Origin of the sequence: Candidatus Acetatifactor stercoripullorum, assembly GCF_944382095.1 — a bacterium.
Taxonomy (GTDB): domain Bacteria; phylum Bacillota; class Clostridia; order Lachnospirales; family Lachnospiraceae; genus Acetatifactor; species Acetatifactor stercoripullorum.
This window is the reverse complement of record NZ_CALWMU010000012.1, coordinates 54,174-69,638: the sequence shown is the minus strand read 5'-3', so window position 1 is coordinate 69,638 and position 15,465 is coordinate 54,174. Positions and strand designations below refer to the sequence as shown.

Annotated in this window: 14 protein-coding genes; 12 read left to right on the top strand and 2 right to left on the bottom strand. The window is 49.4% G+C overall.

Features of this window, described 5'->3' with window-relative positions; translation table 11 throughout:
* Window positions 1-172: 172 nt before the first annotated feature.
* From SHK35_RS05465 to SHK35_RS05455, 3 genes are all read left to right on the top strand, one after another.
* Window positions 173-1,036: an aldo/keto reductase gene (locus SHK35_RS05465; RefSeq protein WP_318708977.1), complete on the top strand. Its 864-nt coding sequence runs from the start codon at window positions 173-175 to the stop codon at window positions 1,034-1,036.
* A 68-nt stretch (window positions 1,037-1,104) separates the two neighbouring features.
* Complete coding sequence (locus tag SHK35_RS05460) at window positions 1,105-1,980, top strand: aldo/keto reductase (protein ID WP_330628786.1); 876 nt, start codon at window positions 1,105-1,107, stop codon at window positions 1,978-1,980.
* 18 nt (window positions 1,981-1,998) lie between these two features.
* Entirely contained in the window at window positions 1,999-3,093 is a 1,095-nt protein-coding gene (locus SHK35_RS05455) for an aldo/keto reductase (protein WP_318708976.1), read from the top strand.
* A 5-nt stretch (window positions 3,094-3,098) separates the two neighbouring features.
* Here SHK35_RS05455 and SHK35_RS05450 read toward each other — a convergent pair whose 3' ends face one another.
* The gene (locus SHK35_RS05450; RefSeq protein WP_318708975.1) at window positions 3,099-3,953 is read right to left on the bottom strand and encodes a DUF3737 family protein; all 855 of its coding nucleotides are present in this window, start codon (window positions 3,951-3,953) and stop codon (window positions 3,099-3,101) included.
* Between the two features lie 149 nt (window positions 3,954-4,102).
* Between SHK35_RS05450 and trxA the strand changes: the two genes are divergently transcribed.
* Both trxA and SHK35_RS05440 read left to right on the top strand, forming a co-directional pair.
* Entirely contained in the window at window positions 4,103-4,408 is a 306-nt protein-coding gene (gene trxA, locus SHK35_RS05445) for a thioredoxin (protein WP_318705354.1), read from the top strand.
* Between the two features lie 18 nt (window positions 4,409-4,426).
* Complete coding sequence (locus SHK35_RS05440; protein ID WP_318708974.1) at window positions 4,427-6,142, top strand: FAD-dependent oxidoreductase; 1,716 nt, start codon at window positions 4,427-4,429, stop codon at window positions 6,140-6,142.
* Here SHK35_RS05440 and SHK35_RS05435 read toward each other — a convergent pair.
* Complete coding sequence (locus SHK35_RS05435) at window positions 6,093-6,761, bottom strand: Crp/Fnr family transcriptional regulator (protein WP_318708972.1); 669 nt, start codon at window positions 6,759-6,761, stop codon at window positions 6,093-6,095. The two genes, SHK35_RS05440 and SHK35_RS05435, sit on opposite strands and share 50 nt — an antisense overlap.
* A gap of 148 nt (window positions 6,762-6,909) precedes the next feature.
* On the opposite strand from SHK35_RS05435, the gene SHK35_RS05430 reads away from it, so the two are divergent.
* From SHK35_RS05430 to flgK (SHK35_RS05400), 7 genes are all read left to right on the top strand, one after another.
* Window positions 6,910-8,886 (top strand): N-6 DNA methylase, encoded by a 1,977-nt coding sequence (locus tag SHK35_RS05430; RefSeq protein ID WP_318708971.1) that lies wholly within the window; start codon window positions 6,910-6,912, stop codon window positions 8,884-8,886.
* A gap of 97 nt (window positions 8,887-8,983) precedes the next feature.
* Window positions 8,984-9,823 carry a VanW family protein gene (locus SHK35_RS05425; protein ID WP_318705349.1) on the top strand — a complete coding sequence of 280 codons (840 nt, stop codon included), beginning with the start codon at window positions 8,984-8,986 and terminating at the stop codon, window positions 9,821-9,823.
* Window positions 9,824-9,896: 73 nt separating this feature from the next.
* Window positions 9,897-10,850 carry a family 43 glycosylhydrolase gene (locus SHK35_RS05420; protein ID WP_318708970.1) on the top strand — a complete coding sequence of 318 codons (954 nt, stop codon included), beginning with the start codon at window positions 9,897-9,899 and terminating at the stop codon, window positions 10,848-10,850.
* A 122-nt stretch (window positions 10,851-10,972) separates the two neighbouring features.
* Window positions 10,973-11,248, top strand: coding sequence for a flagellar biosynthesis anti-sigma factor FlgM (flgM, locus tag SHK35_RS05415; protein WP_318705347.1), 276 nt, complete (start codon window positions 10,973-10,975; stop codon window positions 11,246-11,248).
* A gap of 5 nt (window positions 11,249-11,253) precedes the next feature.
* Complete coding sequence (locus tag SHK35_RS05410) at window positions 11,254-11,772, top strand: flagellar protein FlgN (RefSeq protein ID WP_318705346.1); 519 nt, start codon at window positions 11,254-11,256, stop codon at window positions 11,770-11,772.
* Window positions 11,773-11,808: 36 nt separating this feature from the next.
* Complete coding sequence (flgK, locus tag SHK35_RS05405; protein ID WP_318705344.1) at window positions 11,809-13,527, top strand: flagellar hook-associated protein FlgK; 1,719 nt, start codon at window positions 11,809-11,811, stop codon at window positions 13,525-13,527.
* 15 nt (window positions 13,528-13,542) lie between these two features.
* Window positions 13,543-15,462 carry a flagellar hook-associated protein FlgK gene (flgK, locus tag SHK35_RS05400; RefSeq protein WP_318708969.1) on the top strand — a complete coding sequence of 640 codons (1,920 nt, stop codon included), beginning with the start codon at window positions 13,543-13,545 and terminating at the stop codon, window positions 15,460-15,462.
* Window positions 15,463-15,465: the final 3 nt, after the last annotated feature.

Sequence of the window (15,465 nt, the reverse complement as noted above, 5' to 3'; positions counted from 1 at the left end):
ATTTGTATAACACGTATAACCCCCGATAAAATCAAATCTTCTTATACTTTTAAAAATCTTTCATGAAACAACCCTGGCGTTAAAGTCATAGCACTCTGCAGAAACGGTTCTGTACTTTCAGGAAGCTTCTCTCTACAATAAAGGTGAAAAGAAAGGCAAAGGAGGCACAGAAATGCAGTATGTAAGTCTCTATAACGGCGTAAAAATACCTGTTATAGGATATGGCACTTTTCAATTAGCAGATGCTGCACTGTGTGAACAATGCGTGGGCAATGCGCTGGAAGCAGGGTATCGCCTGTTCGATACGGCGGCTGTTTATGGAAATGAGGAAGCGGTGGGAAGTGCTGTCCGCAGCTCCTATGTTCCACGTAAGGAGATTTTCCTGACCACAAAGCTATGGGTGCAGGATGCAGGGTATGACAGCACCTTGAAAGCTTTTGAAGCCTCTCTCAAAAGGATGAAGCTGGAGTATTTGGACCTTTATCTCATCCACCAGCCCTTTGGCGATATTTACGGCGCCTGGCGGGCTATGGAGCGATTATACCGGGAAGGCGCAGTCCGAGCCATCGGAGTCAGCAATTTTTCCCCAGAACGGCTGGTGGATCTGTGCATGAACCATGAGCTGAAGCCCATGGTCAACCAGATTGAAATCCATCCCTTTTTTCAACAGGGGGAAGCGCTGCGGGTGATGAAGGACTACGGGATTGTTCCGCAGGCATGGGGGCCTCTTTCAGAAGCACAGAGAGATATTTTTCATCATAAGGTCTTGAGCAGAATTGCGCAGAAGCATGGCAGAACCACTGCACAGATCATTTTGCGCTGGCATTATCAAAGAGGTGTAGTTACGATTCCCAAAACGATTCATCAGAACCGTATGACGGAGAATCTGGATATTTTTGACTTCACCCTGACAGAAAAAGAAATGGAATCTATTGGGGGGATGGATATTGGTCATAGCGAAATGATTGACCATCGCTGTTACTATACTGCGAGGCAGCTTAACAGCGTAAAAATTCATGGGGATATGCTTCCATGAGCCGGAAGAAGCTGCAAATGAGGCGCTTTTTCCTGCTTAAATATAAAATTTTCAGGAGGAAACAAATTATGAGTAAGATGGAAACAGTAAAGTTAAACAATGGTGTGGAAATGCCTTTAGAGGGATTTGGTGTATTCCAGATTTCAGATGCCGCCCAGTGTGAGCAGGTTGTTTATGATGCCATTAAAACAGGATATCGTCTTTTGGATACGGCAGCAGCATACATGAATGAGGAAGCGGTGGGAAAGGGAGTTTCCAGAGCGATTGCAGACGGGATTGTGAACAGAGAGGAACTTTTTATTACCACTAAGGTATGGGTGCAGGATCAGAAGAATGAAGAAACTGCTTATAATGCGGTTAAAACATCTCTTGAAAAGCTGAATATGCCCTATGTTGACCTTGTCCTTCTCCATCAGCCTATGGGGGATTACTTTGCGGCTTATCGCGGAATCGAGAAGGCTTATAAAGACGGTCTGGTGAGAGCCATCGGCGTGGCAAATTTCTATCCTGCGGTTCTTTCAAACCTTTGTGAGAATGTTGAGATGATTCCTGCTGTGAATCAGGTGGAGCTTCACCCGTTCTTTACGCAGGAGGCAGCAATCGAAAACATGAAAGCATATGGCGTGGTTCCGCAGGCATGGGGACCTCTGGCAGAGGGCAAACACGGAATTTTTACGGACGCCGAGCTTGTGGAGATTGGAAAGAAGTATGGAAAGAGCGCTGCACAGGTGGTTCTTCGCTGGAATGTACAAAGAGGGGTATCTATCATTCCGAAATCGGTTCATGTGGAGAGGATGGAGCAAAACATCGACATATGGGATTTTGCCCTGACGGATGAGGAAATGGCAAAAATTGCGTCAAAAGACCTGGGACACAGCGAGATTGTAAATCATGATGATCCGGCGTTTGTAAAAATGCTCTGTGGAATGAAAATTCACGAATGATCTGGAAGGAGGAATTATATGGAATATCGTAAACTGCCCCATGGACAGGAGCAGATCAGCATTATCGGCCTTGGCAACAGCTCCTTAGGCCCGTGCGGTGAGGAAGAAATGGAAAAGACAGTGGCTATGGCCATCGAAAACGGCGTCAACTATTTTGACATGGCGGCGGGGGATGCGTCCCCCTTTCCGGCTTATGGACGGGCTGTTTCCGGGTGCCGCAGCCAGGTGTATTTTCAGGTGCATTTTGGAGCGGATTATCGAAGCGGCAAATACGGATGGACCCTGAAGCTGGATGAAATCAAGCGCTCCGTGGACTGGCAGCTGAAGGCTCTGCGCACGGACTATATCGACTTTGGCTTTATCCATTGTCTGGACGAGGAGGCAGATCTGGAGGCTGCCATCAGACAGGGAACCCTTGCGTATATGGAGAAGTTAAAGGGACAGGGAGTAATCCGCCATATAGGCCTCTCCTCCCATACGCCTTTCGTGGTAAACAAGGTGTTGGATATGCACATTCTGGATATGCTTATGTTCAGCATCAATCCGGCCTATGATTACAGGCACGGCGAATACGCAGTGGGAAGCGGAGATGAAAGGGTGGCTCTGTACAGACGCTGCCAGGCGGAGGGGGTTGGAATCTCCGTCATGAAGGCATTTTCCGGCGGCCAGCTGCTGGATGAGAAAACCTCTCCCTTTGGTCGGGCGCTGACCGCATACCAGTGTATACAGTATGCTCTGGACCGGCCCGGTGTTTTGACGGTGCTTCCCGGTGTGCGTGACAGAAAGGATTTAAAGCAGCTTCTGGGATTTCTGGAGGCTTCCCCGGAGGAAAGGGATTACTCCGCCATAAGCAGCTTTACGCCCAGGGAGTCTGAGGGAATCTGTGTTTACTGTAATCACTGCCAGCCATGTCCAGCAGGCCTTGATATCGGACTTATGAATAAGTATTATGACCTTGCCCTGGCGGGGGATGAACTGGCAAGAGATCATTATGCCAATCTGCAGAGGAAGGCATCAGACTGTCTCAAATGCGGACATTGTGACAGACGGTGTCCTTTCCATGTAAAGCAGACCCTGAGAATGCAGGAAATTGCCGCTTATTTTGGAAAGTAAGGGCGTCAGGGATTTTCGCTGGTGTGGTTTTGCACCTGTATTTCTGCATCGGCGCCCGGGATATCCCGGATAATTTCCCCCACAGCGGGTACGGTGATGCGGCCGCTCAAAGGATTTTTGATGCTGAGTACCGGCGTGGTGATGACGGCGTCCACCTGGGAGCGCTCGAAGGCCAGATCGGTGTCGATCATCTGGCAATTTATCAGCCTTAAGCCCTTACAGTAGCACAGCGGCTGGGTGCCTGTGATTTTGCAGTTTTCAAAGGTGACGTTCTCGCAGTACCAGGCAAGATACTCTCCGTTGACTACGCTGTTTCGGATGGTTACGTTTTTGGCGTGCCAGAAGGCGTCCTTGGTATCGAAACTGCATGACTCGAAAAGGGAATTTTCAATATATTGGAAAGAATATTTTCCCTTCATGCGCACATTCTGAAAGTGCAGATTGCGGGATCGCATCATAAAGTATTCGCTTTCTGCACTGCAGTCCTTCATTTCTATTGTCTGCACCGACCAGCCAAATTCCGGGGAGAGAATATTGCATCCCTTCATCTTTACATTGCTGCATTCCCGCAGAGCCTTGATGCCGTGAAGCTTGGTGTCTGTGATTTCGATGTGGTCGGAATACCACAAGGCTGCCCGGCACAGGCTGGTCATCTCTGAGTTTTGTATTTTCAGTCTGTGGTCGTGCCAGAAGGGATAGCGCAGATTAAAAAAACTGTGCTCTACCTGCACATCCTCACATTCCTTAAAAGCGCTTTCCCCATCTGCGGGGCCGTCAAAGGCGCAGTCCTTTACGAAAATTTCCTTGCTGCCGTACAAGGCCCGTTCCATATCAAAGGTTTGGTTTTCAATCATTTTCATGAGTACACCTCCCTGCCCGCCTTGGCGGACATCAATTAAAGTATAATCCGAATGCCTGTAAATGGCAAATGCTTCTGTGACAATATCACGGAAATCCTCCAAAGGATAGACTATAATGGCAGCATAAAACAAATAAGGAGGATACAAATATGTCGGCAATAAATATTACGAAGGAAAATTTTCAGAAGGAGGTTATGGAGTCTGGCCAGCCTGTTCTGCTGGATTTCTGGGCTTCCTGGTGCGGTCCCTGCAGGATGGTGGCTCCGGTGGTGGAGGAGATCGCCCAGGAGAGAACCGATATTAAAGTGGGAAAGGTCAATGTGGACGAACAGCCTGAGCTGGCCAGCCGTTTTCAGGTGATGAGCATTCCCACGCTGGTGGTAATCAAGGATGGCAAGGTGGCAAACCAGGCTGTGGGCGCAAGACCCAAAAGCCAGATATTAAGTCTTTTATAAGAAAGGTGGAACAGCAAGGTGAAGGTTGTGATTGTAGGCGGGGTGGCAGGCGGAGCCACCGCTGCCGCCAGAATCCGAAGATTGGATGAACAGGCGGAAATTATTGTTTTTGAGCGGTCGGGCTACGTGTCCTATGCCAACTGCGGCCTGCCCTATTATATTGGAGACGTGATTACTCACAAGGAGGAGTTGACCCTCCAGACGCCGGAGAGCTTTTTTGCCCGGTTTCGGATAACGGTGAAGGTGCGTCATCAGGTCACTGCAATTCATCCGGAGAGCCACACGGTTTCGGTGGAGGATCTGGAAACAGGAAGGAAATTTGAGGAAAGCTATGACAAGCTGCTTTTGTCTCCCGGCGCAAAGCCTATAAAGCCTGGCTTTTTCGGGGGCAATTCTGACAGACTGTTTACGCTGCGCACTGTGGAGGATACCTTCCGCATCAAGGAATATATCACAAAAAACCATCCTAAGACGGTTATACTGGCAGGAGGCGGCTTTATCAGCCTGGAGCTTGCAGAAAACCTCAAGAACCTTGGCATGGAGGTCACCATTGTAGAGCGGCTTAAGCAGCTGATGACTCCATTTGACCCGGACATGGCGGCATTTCTTCACAATGAATTGAGGAGGAATGGAGTGCAGCTGGTTTTAGGACGCGCAGTGGAAGGCTTCCGGGAGAGGGAAGGCTTTGTGGAGGTGCTCTTAGAGGATGGGGAGTCCCTGCAGGCCCACATGGCGGTGCTTGCCATGGGAGTGGTTCCGGACACCGCTCTTGCCAGGGAGGCTGGACTTTTGCTGGGAAGAAAGGACAGCATTCTGGTAAACGACAGGATGGAGACCTCCATCCCGGATATCTATGCGGCAGGGGACGCGGTGCAGATCAAAAATTTTGTCACCGGGCAGGATACCCTTGTTCCCCTTGCTGGACCTGCCAATAAACAGGGACGGATTGCAGCGGACAATATCTGCGGAAACCACAGTCGTTACCTGGGGGCTCAGGGCAGCTCCATTTTAAAGGCTTTTGATTTGACGGCTGCCGCTACGGGCTTAAGTGAAACTGCAGCAAAGCAGGCGGGCATCGCCGCAGATAAGGTGATTCTTTCTCCTATGAGCCATGCCGGTTATTACCCGGGCGGCAAGGTGATGACCATGAAGGTGATCTTTGAAAAGGGGACGGGACGGCTTTTAGGCGCGCAGATTGCAGGCTATGAAGGGGTGGATAAACGCATAGATGTTTTGTCTGTGGCCATCCATGCCAAAATGCAGGGTGCCTGGCTGAAAGACCTGGAGCTTGCCTATGCGCCGCCCTTTTCCTCTGCCAAGGATCCGGTCAATATGGCCGGCTATATGATCGAAAATCTTTCAAAGGGAATGGTAAAGCAGTTTCATTTGGAGGACTTGGAGGCGCTGCCGGAGGATGGAAGCGTCACCAGACTGGATGTGCGCACTGTGGAAGAATACAGAAGAGGGCACATAGAGGGCTTTGTCAATATTCCGGTGGATGAGCTCAGAGAGCGGCTTTTGGAGCTTGATCCCCAAAAGCCGGTCTATGTCATCTGCCAAAGCGGCCTTCGCAGCTACATTGCCTGCCGGATTCTGGCCCAGAAAGGCTTTGACTGTTATAATTTTTCCGGCGGATACCGGTTTTATCAGACGGTGGTGCAGGAACGCTGCCTGATCCAGGATGCTAGTCCCTGTGGTATGGATACAATTTCCGCAGCCTCTGTAAATTCGTGATCTGCACTACGCCCCGGGAAAGCTTCACCAGGCCTTCACTCTGAAAATGGCTGAGCATCCGGGTGACTACCTCCCTGGCGGTGCCCAGGTGGTTTCCAATGGCTTCCTGGGTTATTTTCAGGCAGTTCGTACCCTCAAGCTCCGCCTCCTCCAAAAGAAAAGCGGCCAGCCTTTGGTCGAAGCGTTTCCAGAGAATTTGATCTATGAGCCACATGACCTCGGAAAAACGGCTGGCCATGATCTCGTTTGTGTAATTGGAAAGAGGTGCGGACTGGGCTGTAAGCTGCTTATAGACCTCTGAGGGAATCACCCAGAGGTCTGTATCCTTTTCCGCCTCAATGGAGACGTCGAACTGGATGCTGGAGAGCATACAGGAGGCGGAGAACAGACAGATGTCCAGATCAAACAGCCGGTAGATCGTGATTTCCCGGCCTTCTTCAGAACGTATAAAGGCCCGAAGAAGGCCGGATTTGATCAGCAAAAGGCCTACACAGTCCTCGGAACCGTTGTGTATCACGGTTCCTTTTTTGACGGTGCGGCTTACGGCAGCGTCTGAGAGTATTTTTTGCTGCGTTTCGGTGAGCTGGTTCCAGATTGGAAAGTAGTTTTTCAATTCCATTGCGCATCTCCCATTTTTGATAAAATCAGTATAATTCAGTTTGCGGCGGTTGACAAGACGCGGTTTTGGTGGAAATCAAAGGGAGATGATGCTATAATAAAGCAGCTTGGTTTTGGGACGGCGACAAAGGAAGGACGAGGATTGATTTATGGATTTGCGGTTCGATGAATATCCAGGGGACATAGTGCCGAGAGAGGCTCTGGAGCCTTATTTTGCCCAGTGCGATACCATTTTCAGGACTGGAAAATCCAGCCTGTCCGCCATAGATAAGGCGGCTGAAATTTCCATTTTTATCTTTTTAAAGATTTTTTCCAATGACGGCAGGGATCGGGAATACCGGGAAGAGAACAGCGCCAGCGTATGGGAAAATGTGCAGAAGGGAAATGTTTCCATTGTCAACAGGGTTTTCAGGGATTTTTTGAACAGGCAGTATGAAAATGTGTTTCCTGCACAGCTGATTAAGGTGGATTCCCGCATGACAAGGGATCTGGCCCGGATTATCGACGAGATGTTTGAAAAGTGTCATATAGACCGCATGACGGATGTGAAGGGAAATGCTCTGGAATACTACCAGAAGGATTCCAAGGATAAAAAAATCGGAGAATTTTTTACGCCCCGTCATTTGATTGAATTGATCATTTTCCTGGTAAATCCACAGATTACCTTTCAGAAAAATGACGCCGGGCAATATATTACGGATGAAAACGGCAATCGAGTAATCCAATCTGTGGAGAGAATTTATGATCCCGCCTGCGGAAGCGGTGGCTTTTTGATTACAGCCTTTCAGACCTACCTGGAAAAGTATGGAAAGTATGGAGTGACCAACGAGAATCTGCGGGAAAATGTGATTTTCGGCAACGAACTTAAGGATACCACGGCCATGCTCACAAAATTGAACATGATTCTTCTGGGGGACGGCCACAGCCGCATTTCCAATGAAAATGCCCTGGACATTCTTCATGGAAAGCCGGTAAATGACAAGGTGCGGGAGTTTCATAAGGAGTTTTTCGGGAAATTTGATATTGTCATGGCCAATCATCCCTATGCTCTGGAGGAGCCAAAAAAGCCGGATGAATTGTTTGTGAGACATATGATAGAAAGCGTGCGGGAGGGGGGCAGAATCGCCTGCATTGTGGGGGAGACACTGCTGTTTCACAGAACCTATGCCGCTTTTCGGGGATGGATGCTGGAAAATATTACGGTGGAGGCCATTATTTCTCTGCCCCAGGGGGTTTTTAACCCCTATACCGATGTAAAAACCAGTATTTTGCTGCTTGCCAAAAAGAAGCCTTCTAAGGGACACAAGACCTGGCTGGTGGATCTGCAGAAGGATGGATTTGATCTGAATCTGCGCAGAAGCCCCATCCCTGAGAATGATATCCCCCGGGTGAAACGGCTCTGGGAGCGCTGGGGCGGATATGAGGTGGAGGATAGTATGGGTAAAGCCGTCGCCAGGTCCTATCACAGGGAGGAAACGGGCTTTGCGGAGTTTCACAAGCTGGATAAGTCCAACTGGTGTGTGAAACGGTATAACACGCCCCTTATGAGCGTTGGCACTAAATATACACTGTATCCGATTTCAAGCCTGCTTGCCAGAGTGAAGGATGCAGTGGACATTGAGGATGACAGGCTTTATAAGCAGGTTACGGTTCAAATGCACAATCAGGGTATTGTGCTTCGTACCAGACAGTATGGCAGCGAAATCGGAACGAAAAAGCAGTTTGTGATCAAAGCGGGGCAGCTTCTAATCTCCAAGATCGACGCCAGAAACGGGGCCTACGGAATTGTTCCGCCGGAATTGGATGGGGCGGTGATTACAGGCAATTTTTGGACCTATGCCATCAATAGGGACATTGTTCTGCCCGACTATTTAACCTATCTGATGCGCCATGACTTTTTTCTGAAAATGTGCAGCGCCTGCAGCTACGGGGCCACCAACAGGTGGTATCTGGATGAGGCGGCCTTTCATCACTTTAAGGTTCCTGTGCCTGCCATAGAGGAGCAGAAAAAGATTCTGGAAAAAATAAAACAGCATGCGGAAAAGATAGAGGAGTCAAAGCGGGAAATCCAAAAGCAGGAAGAAAGTATTATGTCCATTATTGATGAAATAATCTTAAGATTTTAAACCTTGCGCCCCGGGGAGAGCAATGCTATACTGAAAGCCACAATACATAAGAGGATGGGGAAAACAAGAGAAGAACGGGAAAGGAAAACGCATAAGAATGAAAAGAGGAAACTGGATCAGGAGAGCAATGGCATTGGGACTTTGTATCACAGCATTATCCGCACAGGCACTGTCTGCCAAAGCGGCCGGAATGACGCAAGAAGATGCCTTCCGGGCTGTGTTTGATGCGGAATATTATTACAATACCTATACGGATTTGCAGACTGCAATCGGCATGGATGAAGAGGCGTTGTTTTCTCATTTTGTAAATAATGGGATAAGAGAGGGGAGATCCGGCATGGCGGATTTTAACCTCCGGGCATACATACAGAACAATGGAGACCTGATGCAGACCTTCGGAGAGGACTTTGCGGCGTATTGTGAGCACTATATCACATCAGGCAGGGCGGAGGGCCGGACTGCGCTTCCCGGAGAGGGCAGTGATCCGGGACTTGGCTCTTATTCCAGCACCTATGATGTGACGCAGCAGAGGGCGGTCAACGTGGAGCTGGCGGCACAGAGAATCAACGGCGTTGTGCTGCAGCCGGGAGAAGAGTTTTCGTTCAGCAGGCAGGTACAGTCCAGAACCTATGAGAACGGCTATGTTTTAGGCCCCTCCTATGCGGCTGGCAGAGAGGTGATGAGCGTGGGCGGGGGTATCTGCCAGGTATCCTCCACCCTTTATGTGGCCATGATCCGGGCGGGACTTCCGTCCACGGAGAGATGGACGCATTCTGCGCCTGTGGACTATGTGCCTCAGGGCTTGGACGCCACCATTGCAGAGGGGACCAAGGATCTGAAATTTGTAAATGTTTACGCAAAGCCTCTGGTGATAAACGCCACCACGCAGGATGGGGTTTTAACGGTTACGCTGCAGTTTGAAGAGACGGCATCATAGCGGCTGTTTCGTGACTTTGCCATTTGCTTCGCAGTTACTTATGTAAAAGTGGAAAAGGGAAGGGAGAAGAGCAGTGCAGGAACAGGGCTGTAGCATAGATGAAAGAGTTTGGATTTCCCGGAGGGCGGATCCTTATGTGTACAGGCATGGGGATGGAAATTATTATTTTACCGCAACCGTTCCGGAGTACGACAGGATTATTCTGCGCCGGGCAGAAAGCTTGGAGGGGCTTAAGGAAGCAGAGGAAAAGGTAATCTGGAAGAAGCATGAAAGGGGGCCCATGGGAAACCATATATGGGCCCCTGAGTTACACTATCTGGACGGAGAGTGGTATCTTTATTTTGCGGCAGGGGACGCCGAGGACAAGTGGCATATCCGGCCCTATGTGCTGCGGTGCCGGCAGAAGGACCCTTTTATGGGACACTGGGAGGAAATGGGCATGATGCAGTGCGCGCAGGAGGATGAATTTTCCTTCCGTTCCTTTTCTCTGGACGGCACGGTTTTTGAAAATCAGGGGAAGCGCTATTATGTCTGGGCGGAAAAGACAGGCGTGGGCAAAATGATTTCCAACCTCTATATTGCCCAGATGGAAACCCCTGTGAGGCTGAAGACGGCCCAGGTGCTTCTTTCCACACCGGATTATCCATGGGAGAGAAGGGGCTTTTGGGTCAATGAAGGCCCGGCCGTACTGCATCATGCAGGGAAAATTTATCTGACCTATTCTGCCAGTGACACAGGCGTAAATTATTGTATGGGTATGCTTTCTATGGACGAAAACCAGGATGTACTGGACCCTGCAAATTGGAAAAAGTGCCGTAATCCGGTGCTTGCATCTGATGAAGAAAAGGGAATTTACGGACCGGGGCACAATTCCTTCACGGAGGATGAAGAGGGACGGCCCATACTGGTGTTTCATGCAAGAACTGAGAAGGAAATAAAAGGAGATCCCCTTTACAATCCAAACAGACATACCATGCTGATGCCCTTTGGGTGGAAGGAAGGGGGAGAGCCGGTTTTTAAATTTTAAGCATGGAATGGGCTTTATGCTTGAAAAAATTTTGCCTGTGGTCTAAAGTATTCCTTCCGGCCGCCGATAAACATTATAAGTAAGGCAGTAAATGGATTGCAGAAGGAAAGGAGGAGTCAAAGATGCGTGTTGAGGCTTATACGCAGGTTCAGCAGCTGTATCAGTCCCAGACAGTGAATAAGGGCCAGAGGACAGGCGGCGCAGGACGCACCGACAAAGTGCAGATCAGCAGCTTGGGCAAGGACATTCAAAGCGCCAGGGCGGCTGTGGCGGAAAGCCCGGATATTCGGGAAGAATTGACGGCTCCCATAAAGGCGCAGCTGCAGAATGGAACTTATGAGGTGGACAATGACAGCTTTGCGGAGAGGCTGCTTGAAAAATATATGGAAATGAGGTAAGCCCCGTGGCCAGTTTAATGGAAAACCTGATCGATGTACTAAACAGGGAATGTACGGAATATGAGGGGCTTCTTGAGTTATCTCAAAGAAAAACGCCGATTATCGTAAGCGGGAATCTTGAAAATTTACAAAAAATCACGGATGAGGAACAGGAACTGGTAGGCAGGATCAGCCGTCTGGAGAGAGAACGCACGGAGGTCACTGCAGACATAGCTAATGTGTTGAACAAGGATGTTACAGCTTTAAAGCTTACAAACCTGATTGAAATGCTGTCAGGAAGGCCTGCGGAAAGACAGCAGCTGGAGCAGGCCCATGATAAGCTGCAGGCTGCGGTCCGCGGACTGCAGCGTGTGAACGAACAAAACAGCGAGCTTTTAAAAAACGCGCTGGAAATGGTGGAATTTGAAATGAATCTGCTGCAGGCTTCAAAGGCTGCGCCGGAGACTGCCAATTACAACCGGGGTGCGTACAGCGCCGGGAGTACTATGGGAGTGGGCAGCAGGGGCTTTGATGCCAGGCAGTAATCCTTGTGAAATGCAGAGGTGAAGAATATGCCGTTAATGGGTAGTTTATATATAGGAGCATCCGGATTACAGACAAGTCAAAATGCGCTGAATACCACAGCGCATAATCTTTCTAACGTGGACACCACAGGCTATACCAGACAACAGGTACAGCTGTCATCCAAATACTATCTGACCCTTTCTGTGGACCCGGCGGCTGTTTCCAACAAACAGACAGGTCTCGGGGTTGTTTATTCCAGAGCAAAACAGGTAAGAGATTATTTTCTTGATAAGACATTCCGCAGGGAATCCGGGCGCAGTATGTTTTATGAGGTGTCTACGGAGGTGCTGGAGGAGGTGGAGAGCCAGCTGGGCGAGTTAAACGGCGAGGCTTTCCAGACAACCGTGACTGATTTGTGGACGGCGGTGCAGGAGCTGGCAAAGGACCCCAGCAGCTCGGTGACCCAGGGGGTTCTGGTTCAGAGAGCTTCGGAGTTTGTGGAGCGGGCATGGGCTGTGTATGAAGGACTTTCCTCCTATCAGGACAATCTGAATACCAAGATAAAGCAGCATGTGGACATGATCAACAATTACGGGCAGCAGCTTTTGACCCTGAATGATAAGATCAGAGCCATTGAAAGCGGAGGAATTGAACAGGCAAATGATCTTAGGGACGCCAGAAACCAGATACTGGATGAGCTGGCGGAGCTGGCGGATATTACCTACTCCGAGGATTTGTACGGAAACGTGTCCGTGCAGATAGAGGGAGTGGACTTTGTAAAGGGCGGCAACTGCTATGAGATCGGCCTGGATGTGGATGAGGCCACAGGCTTTTATACGCCTTACTGGCCCCAGAATGCAACCTATGTGATTCTGGCGGATGGAACAAAATCTTATAATATCGACGGTGCAGAGGTGTTTGACCTGACCAGAGAGATATCCTCTGATCTGAACACGGATATCGGCGGGCTGAAGGCCATGCTTTTGGCCAGGGGAGATCACAGGGCAGACTATACGGATATTACCGGCGGGAATTATGATGAAGTCTCCCAGTCCATCGTGATGAATATTCAGGCGGAATTCGACCAGCTGATCCATAATGTGGTCACCCGCGTCAACGAAATACTGGCTGAGGCGGCGGGACTGCAGACAGGGGATTTGACCCTGGCGGATGGAACGGTGCTTACGGGTGTAAGATACTGTGAGTCCGATGCGGATGGATATATGCGTAATGAGGACGGTTCCCCCATACAGCTTTTTACCAAGGTAACCACGGCAGGATACCAGAAGGTGGAGGGCCAGGACGGAAAGGAATACTGGGTGTATGCGGAGGAAAATCCAGCAATGCCGGACAGCCTTTATTCCATTAAGAATCTGCAGATTGACCAGGGTCTGATGCAGGAGCCTGCAAAGCTGGGCTTTATGCTGCCTGACGGGTCTGTGGATTATGACACTGCGGAAGCGCTGAAGGCGGCGTTTACGGAGGAGAACTATACACTGAACCCCAATGTGCAGAAAAAGACTACCTTTGTGGATTATTATACGGATCTTGTGGCGCAGGTAGCCAATTCGGGTTCTATTTACAGAAGCATTTACACAAATCAGGAAAGCACAGTGGAGGCCGCACAGGGCGCAAGGGAACAGGTGATAGGTGTTGCTTCCGACGAAGAACTGTCTTATATGATTAAGTTTCAAAATGCTTATAATGCTTCCAGCCGTTACATTAATGTGATCAGCGAAATGCTGGAGCATATCATAACTACCCTTGGAATGTAGCAAGGAGGACACAAGATGCCATCGACATTTTTTGGATTAAATACTGCATATACGGGGCTTTTGGCAAGCAATGCCGCATTAAACACTACCTCCAACAATATTGCAAATGTGCAGACGGAAGGATACAGCAGACAGCAGGTGGTACAGCAGGCAAGCAATGCGCTGCGGGTGTTTCAGACCTACGGCTGTGCGGGAGCAGGCGTGGAAACCCTGGCCATAGAGCGGGTCAGGGACGAATTTTATGATTATCGGCTCTGGAATACCAATGCCAAGCTTGGCGAGTATGAGATGAAGCAGTACTATATGCAGCAGCTGGAGACGTATTTTGAGGACAACGGCACCAATGCAGGTTTTAAAACGGTTTTCGACCAGCTTATGATAACGGGAATGCAGGAGCTTTTAAAGGACCCAAGCAGTGACACCGCAAAATCACAGTTTGTGGGATATGCGGGAGCTTTGGCGGAGTACTTCAACGGTCTGGCGGGAAATCTGGAGGTGCTGCAAAAGGACGTCAATCAGGAGATCAAGCTGAAGGTGGATGAGATCAATTCTCTGGCGGGAGAGATCGCTTCCCTGAACAAGCAGATCAATACCATAGAGCTGGCGGGAGGCACCGCAAATGAATTAAGAGACAGAAGATCCCTTCTTATTGATCAGCTGTCGCAGATTGTGGATGTGGAAGTGTCGGAAACACCCATTGTGGACACCAATAACCCGGATCGGGAAACCGGCGCAAACCGATATGTGGTAAAGATAGCCGGGGGACAGGTTCTTGTGGATTCCAGCGAGTATAATGGCCTGGAATGTGTTGCCAGAACCTCCTACGAAAAAGTGAATCAGACGGACATTGATGGACTGTATGAGATTTACTGGGAGGACGGACAGAAGTTTAATTTGTACAACGCGTCCATGGGAGGGCAGCTGCAGGGGCTGATTCAGCTGCGGGACGGCAATAATGGAGAAAACTTCACCGGCCAGGTGGTTTCAGTGGGCACCACAAACGGCGGACAGCAGGACACGGTGACCATTGAGGTGGGTCAGGCGTATCTGCAGGATCTAAACAAATGCAATCTGTCTGACCAGGGAGGCATCATCAATCTGGGCAATCAGGAATTTTACTACGATTCCTGGGAATTTACCATCAGCTATGACGGCCAGGGCAATCCGGTCTACTCTTATACCTTTACCCTGTCTGACAGTGAGAAAAATGCAAACAGGATCACCAATGACAGGGTGGGGAAAACGGCAAGCATCGGTTCTTCCATTTCCTATCAGGGAATTCCTTATTATATGAATCAGATGAATGAGTGGCTGAGAACCTTTTCCCAAAAGTTTAACGATATTCTCACAAGCGGCTACACTGCGGACAATGAAAACGGTGTGCCTATGTTTACAGGCAATCTGGCTACGGATGACGAGCAGTTTGATTTTCCGGATGACACCCGCTATGACAAGTTTACCTATGAGGATTTCCTGAATAACGGCGCCCTTACGGTAAATGTGGCGGATGACAGCTACTACCGTATAACGGCTTCCAATTTTGATGTCCTGGAGGCGATGGAGCTTGATCCCGGCCTTCTTGCCACCAAGTATGATATAGCGGACGGTGTGGAGCAAAGTGATCTTTTGCAGGATTTAAAGGATATGGCTTACGATAAGGACAAAATGAGCTTCAGAGGCTGCTCCGCAGCCGAGTTCCTGCAGTGCGTGCTTGCGGATGTGGCGTTAAACGCAAGCCGCGCAAACACCTTCTACAGCAGCTATTCCGGGGTGGCAAACACCATTGAAAATCAGAGGCTGTCTATTTCCGGTGTGGATGAGGACGAGGAGGCTGTAAACCTGGTAAAATACCAAAATGGATACAATCTGGCCTCTAAAATGATACAGACGCTGACAGAGGTTTACGACAGGCTCATATTGGAAACAGGAGTGTAGCAT

Excerpts from the sequence above, each read along its gene's own strand:
- SHK35_RS05465 (WP_318708977.1), top strand. The coding sequence starts at position 173 with ATGCAGTATGTAAGTCTCTATAACGGCGTAAAAATACCTGTTATAGGA.
- flgM (WP_318705347.1), top strand. The coding sequence starts at position 10,973 with ATGCGTGTTGAGGCTTATACGCAGGTTCAGCAGCTGTATCAGTCCCAG.
- flgK (WP_318708969.1), top strand. The coding sequence starts at position 13,543 with ATGCCATCGACATTTTTTGGATTAAATACTGCATATACGGGGCTTTTG.
- SHK35_RS05425 (WP_318705349.1), top strand. The coding sequence starts at position 8,984 with ATGAAAAGAGGAAACTGGATCAGGAGAGCAATGGCATTGGGACTTTGT.
- SHK35_RS05430 (WP_318708971.1), top strand. The coding sequence starts at position 6,910 with ATGGATTTGCGGTTCGATGAATATCCAGGGGACATAGTGCCGAGAGAG.
- SHK35_RS05455 (WP_318708976.1), top strand. The coding sequence starts at position 1,999 with ATGGAATATCGTAAACTGCCCCATGGACAGGAGCAGATCAGCATTATC.
- SHK35_RS05435 (WP_318708972.1), bottom strand. The coding sequence starts at position 6,761 with ATGGAATTGAAAAACTACTTTCCAATCTGGAACCAGCTCACCGAAACG.
- SHK35_RS05450 (WP_318708975.1), bottom strand. The coding sequence starts at position 3,953 with ATGAAAATGATTGAAAACCAAACCTTTGATATGGAACGGGCCTTGTAC.
- trxA (WP_318705354.1), top strand. The coding sequence starts at position 4,103 with ATGTCGGCAATAAATATTACGAAGGAAAATTTTCAGAAGGAGGTTATG.
- SHK35_RS05460 (WP_330628786.1), top strand. The coding sequence starts at position 1,105 with ATGAGTAAGATGGAAACAGTAAAGTTAAACAATGGTGTGGAAATGCCT.
- flgK (WP_318705344.1), top strand. The coding sequence starts at position 11,809 with ATGGGTAGTTTATATATAGGAGCATCCGGATTACAGACAAGTCAAAAT.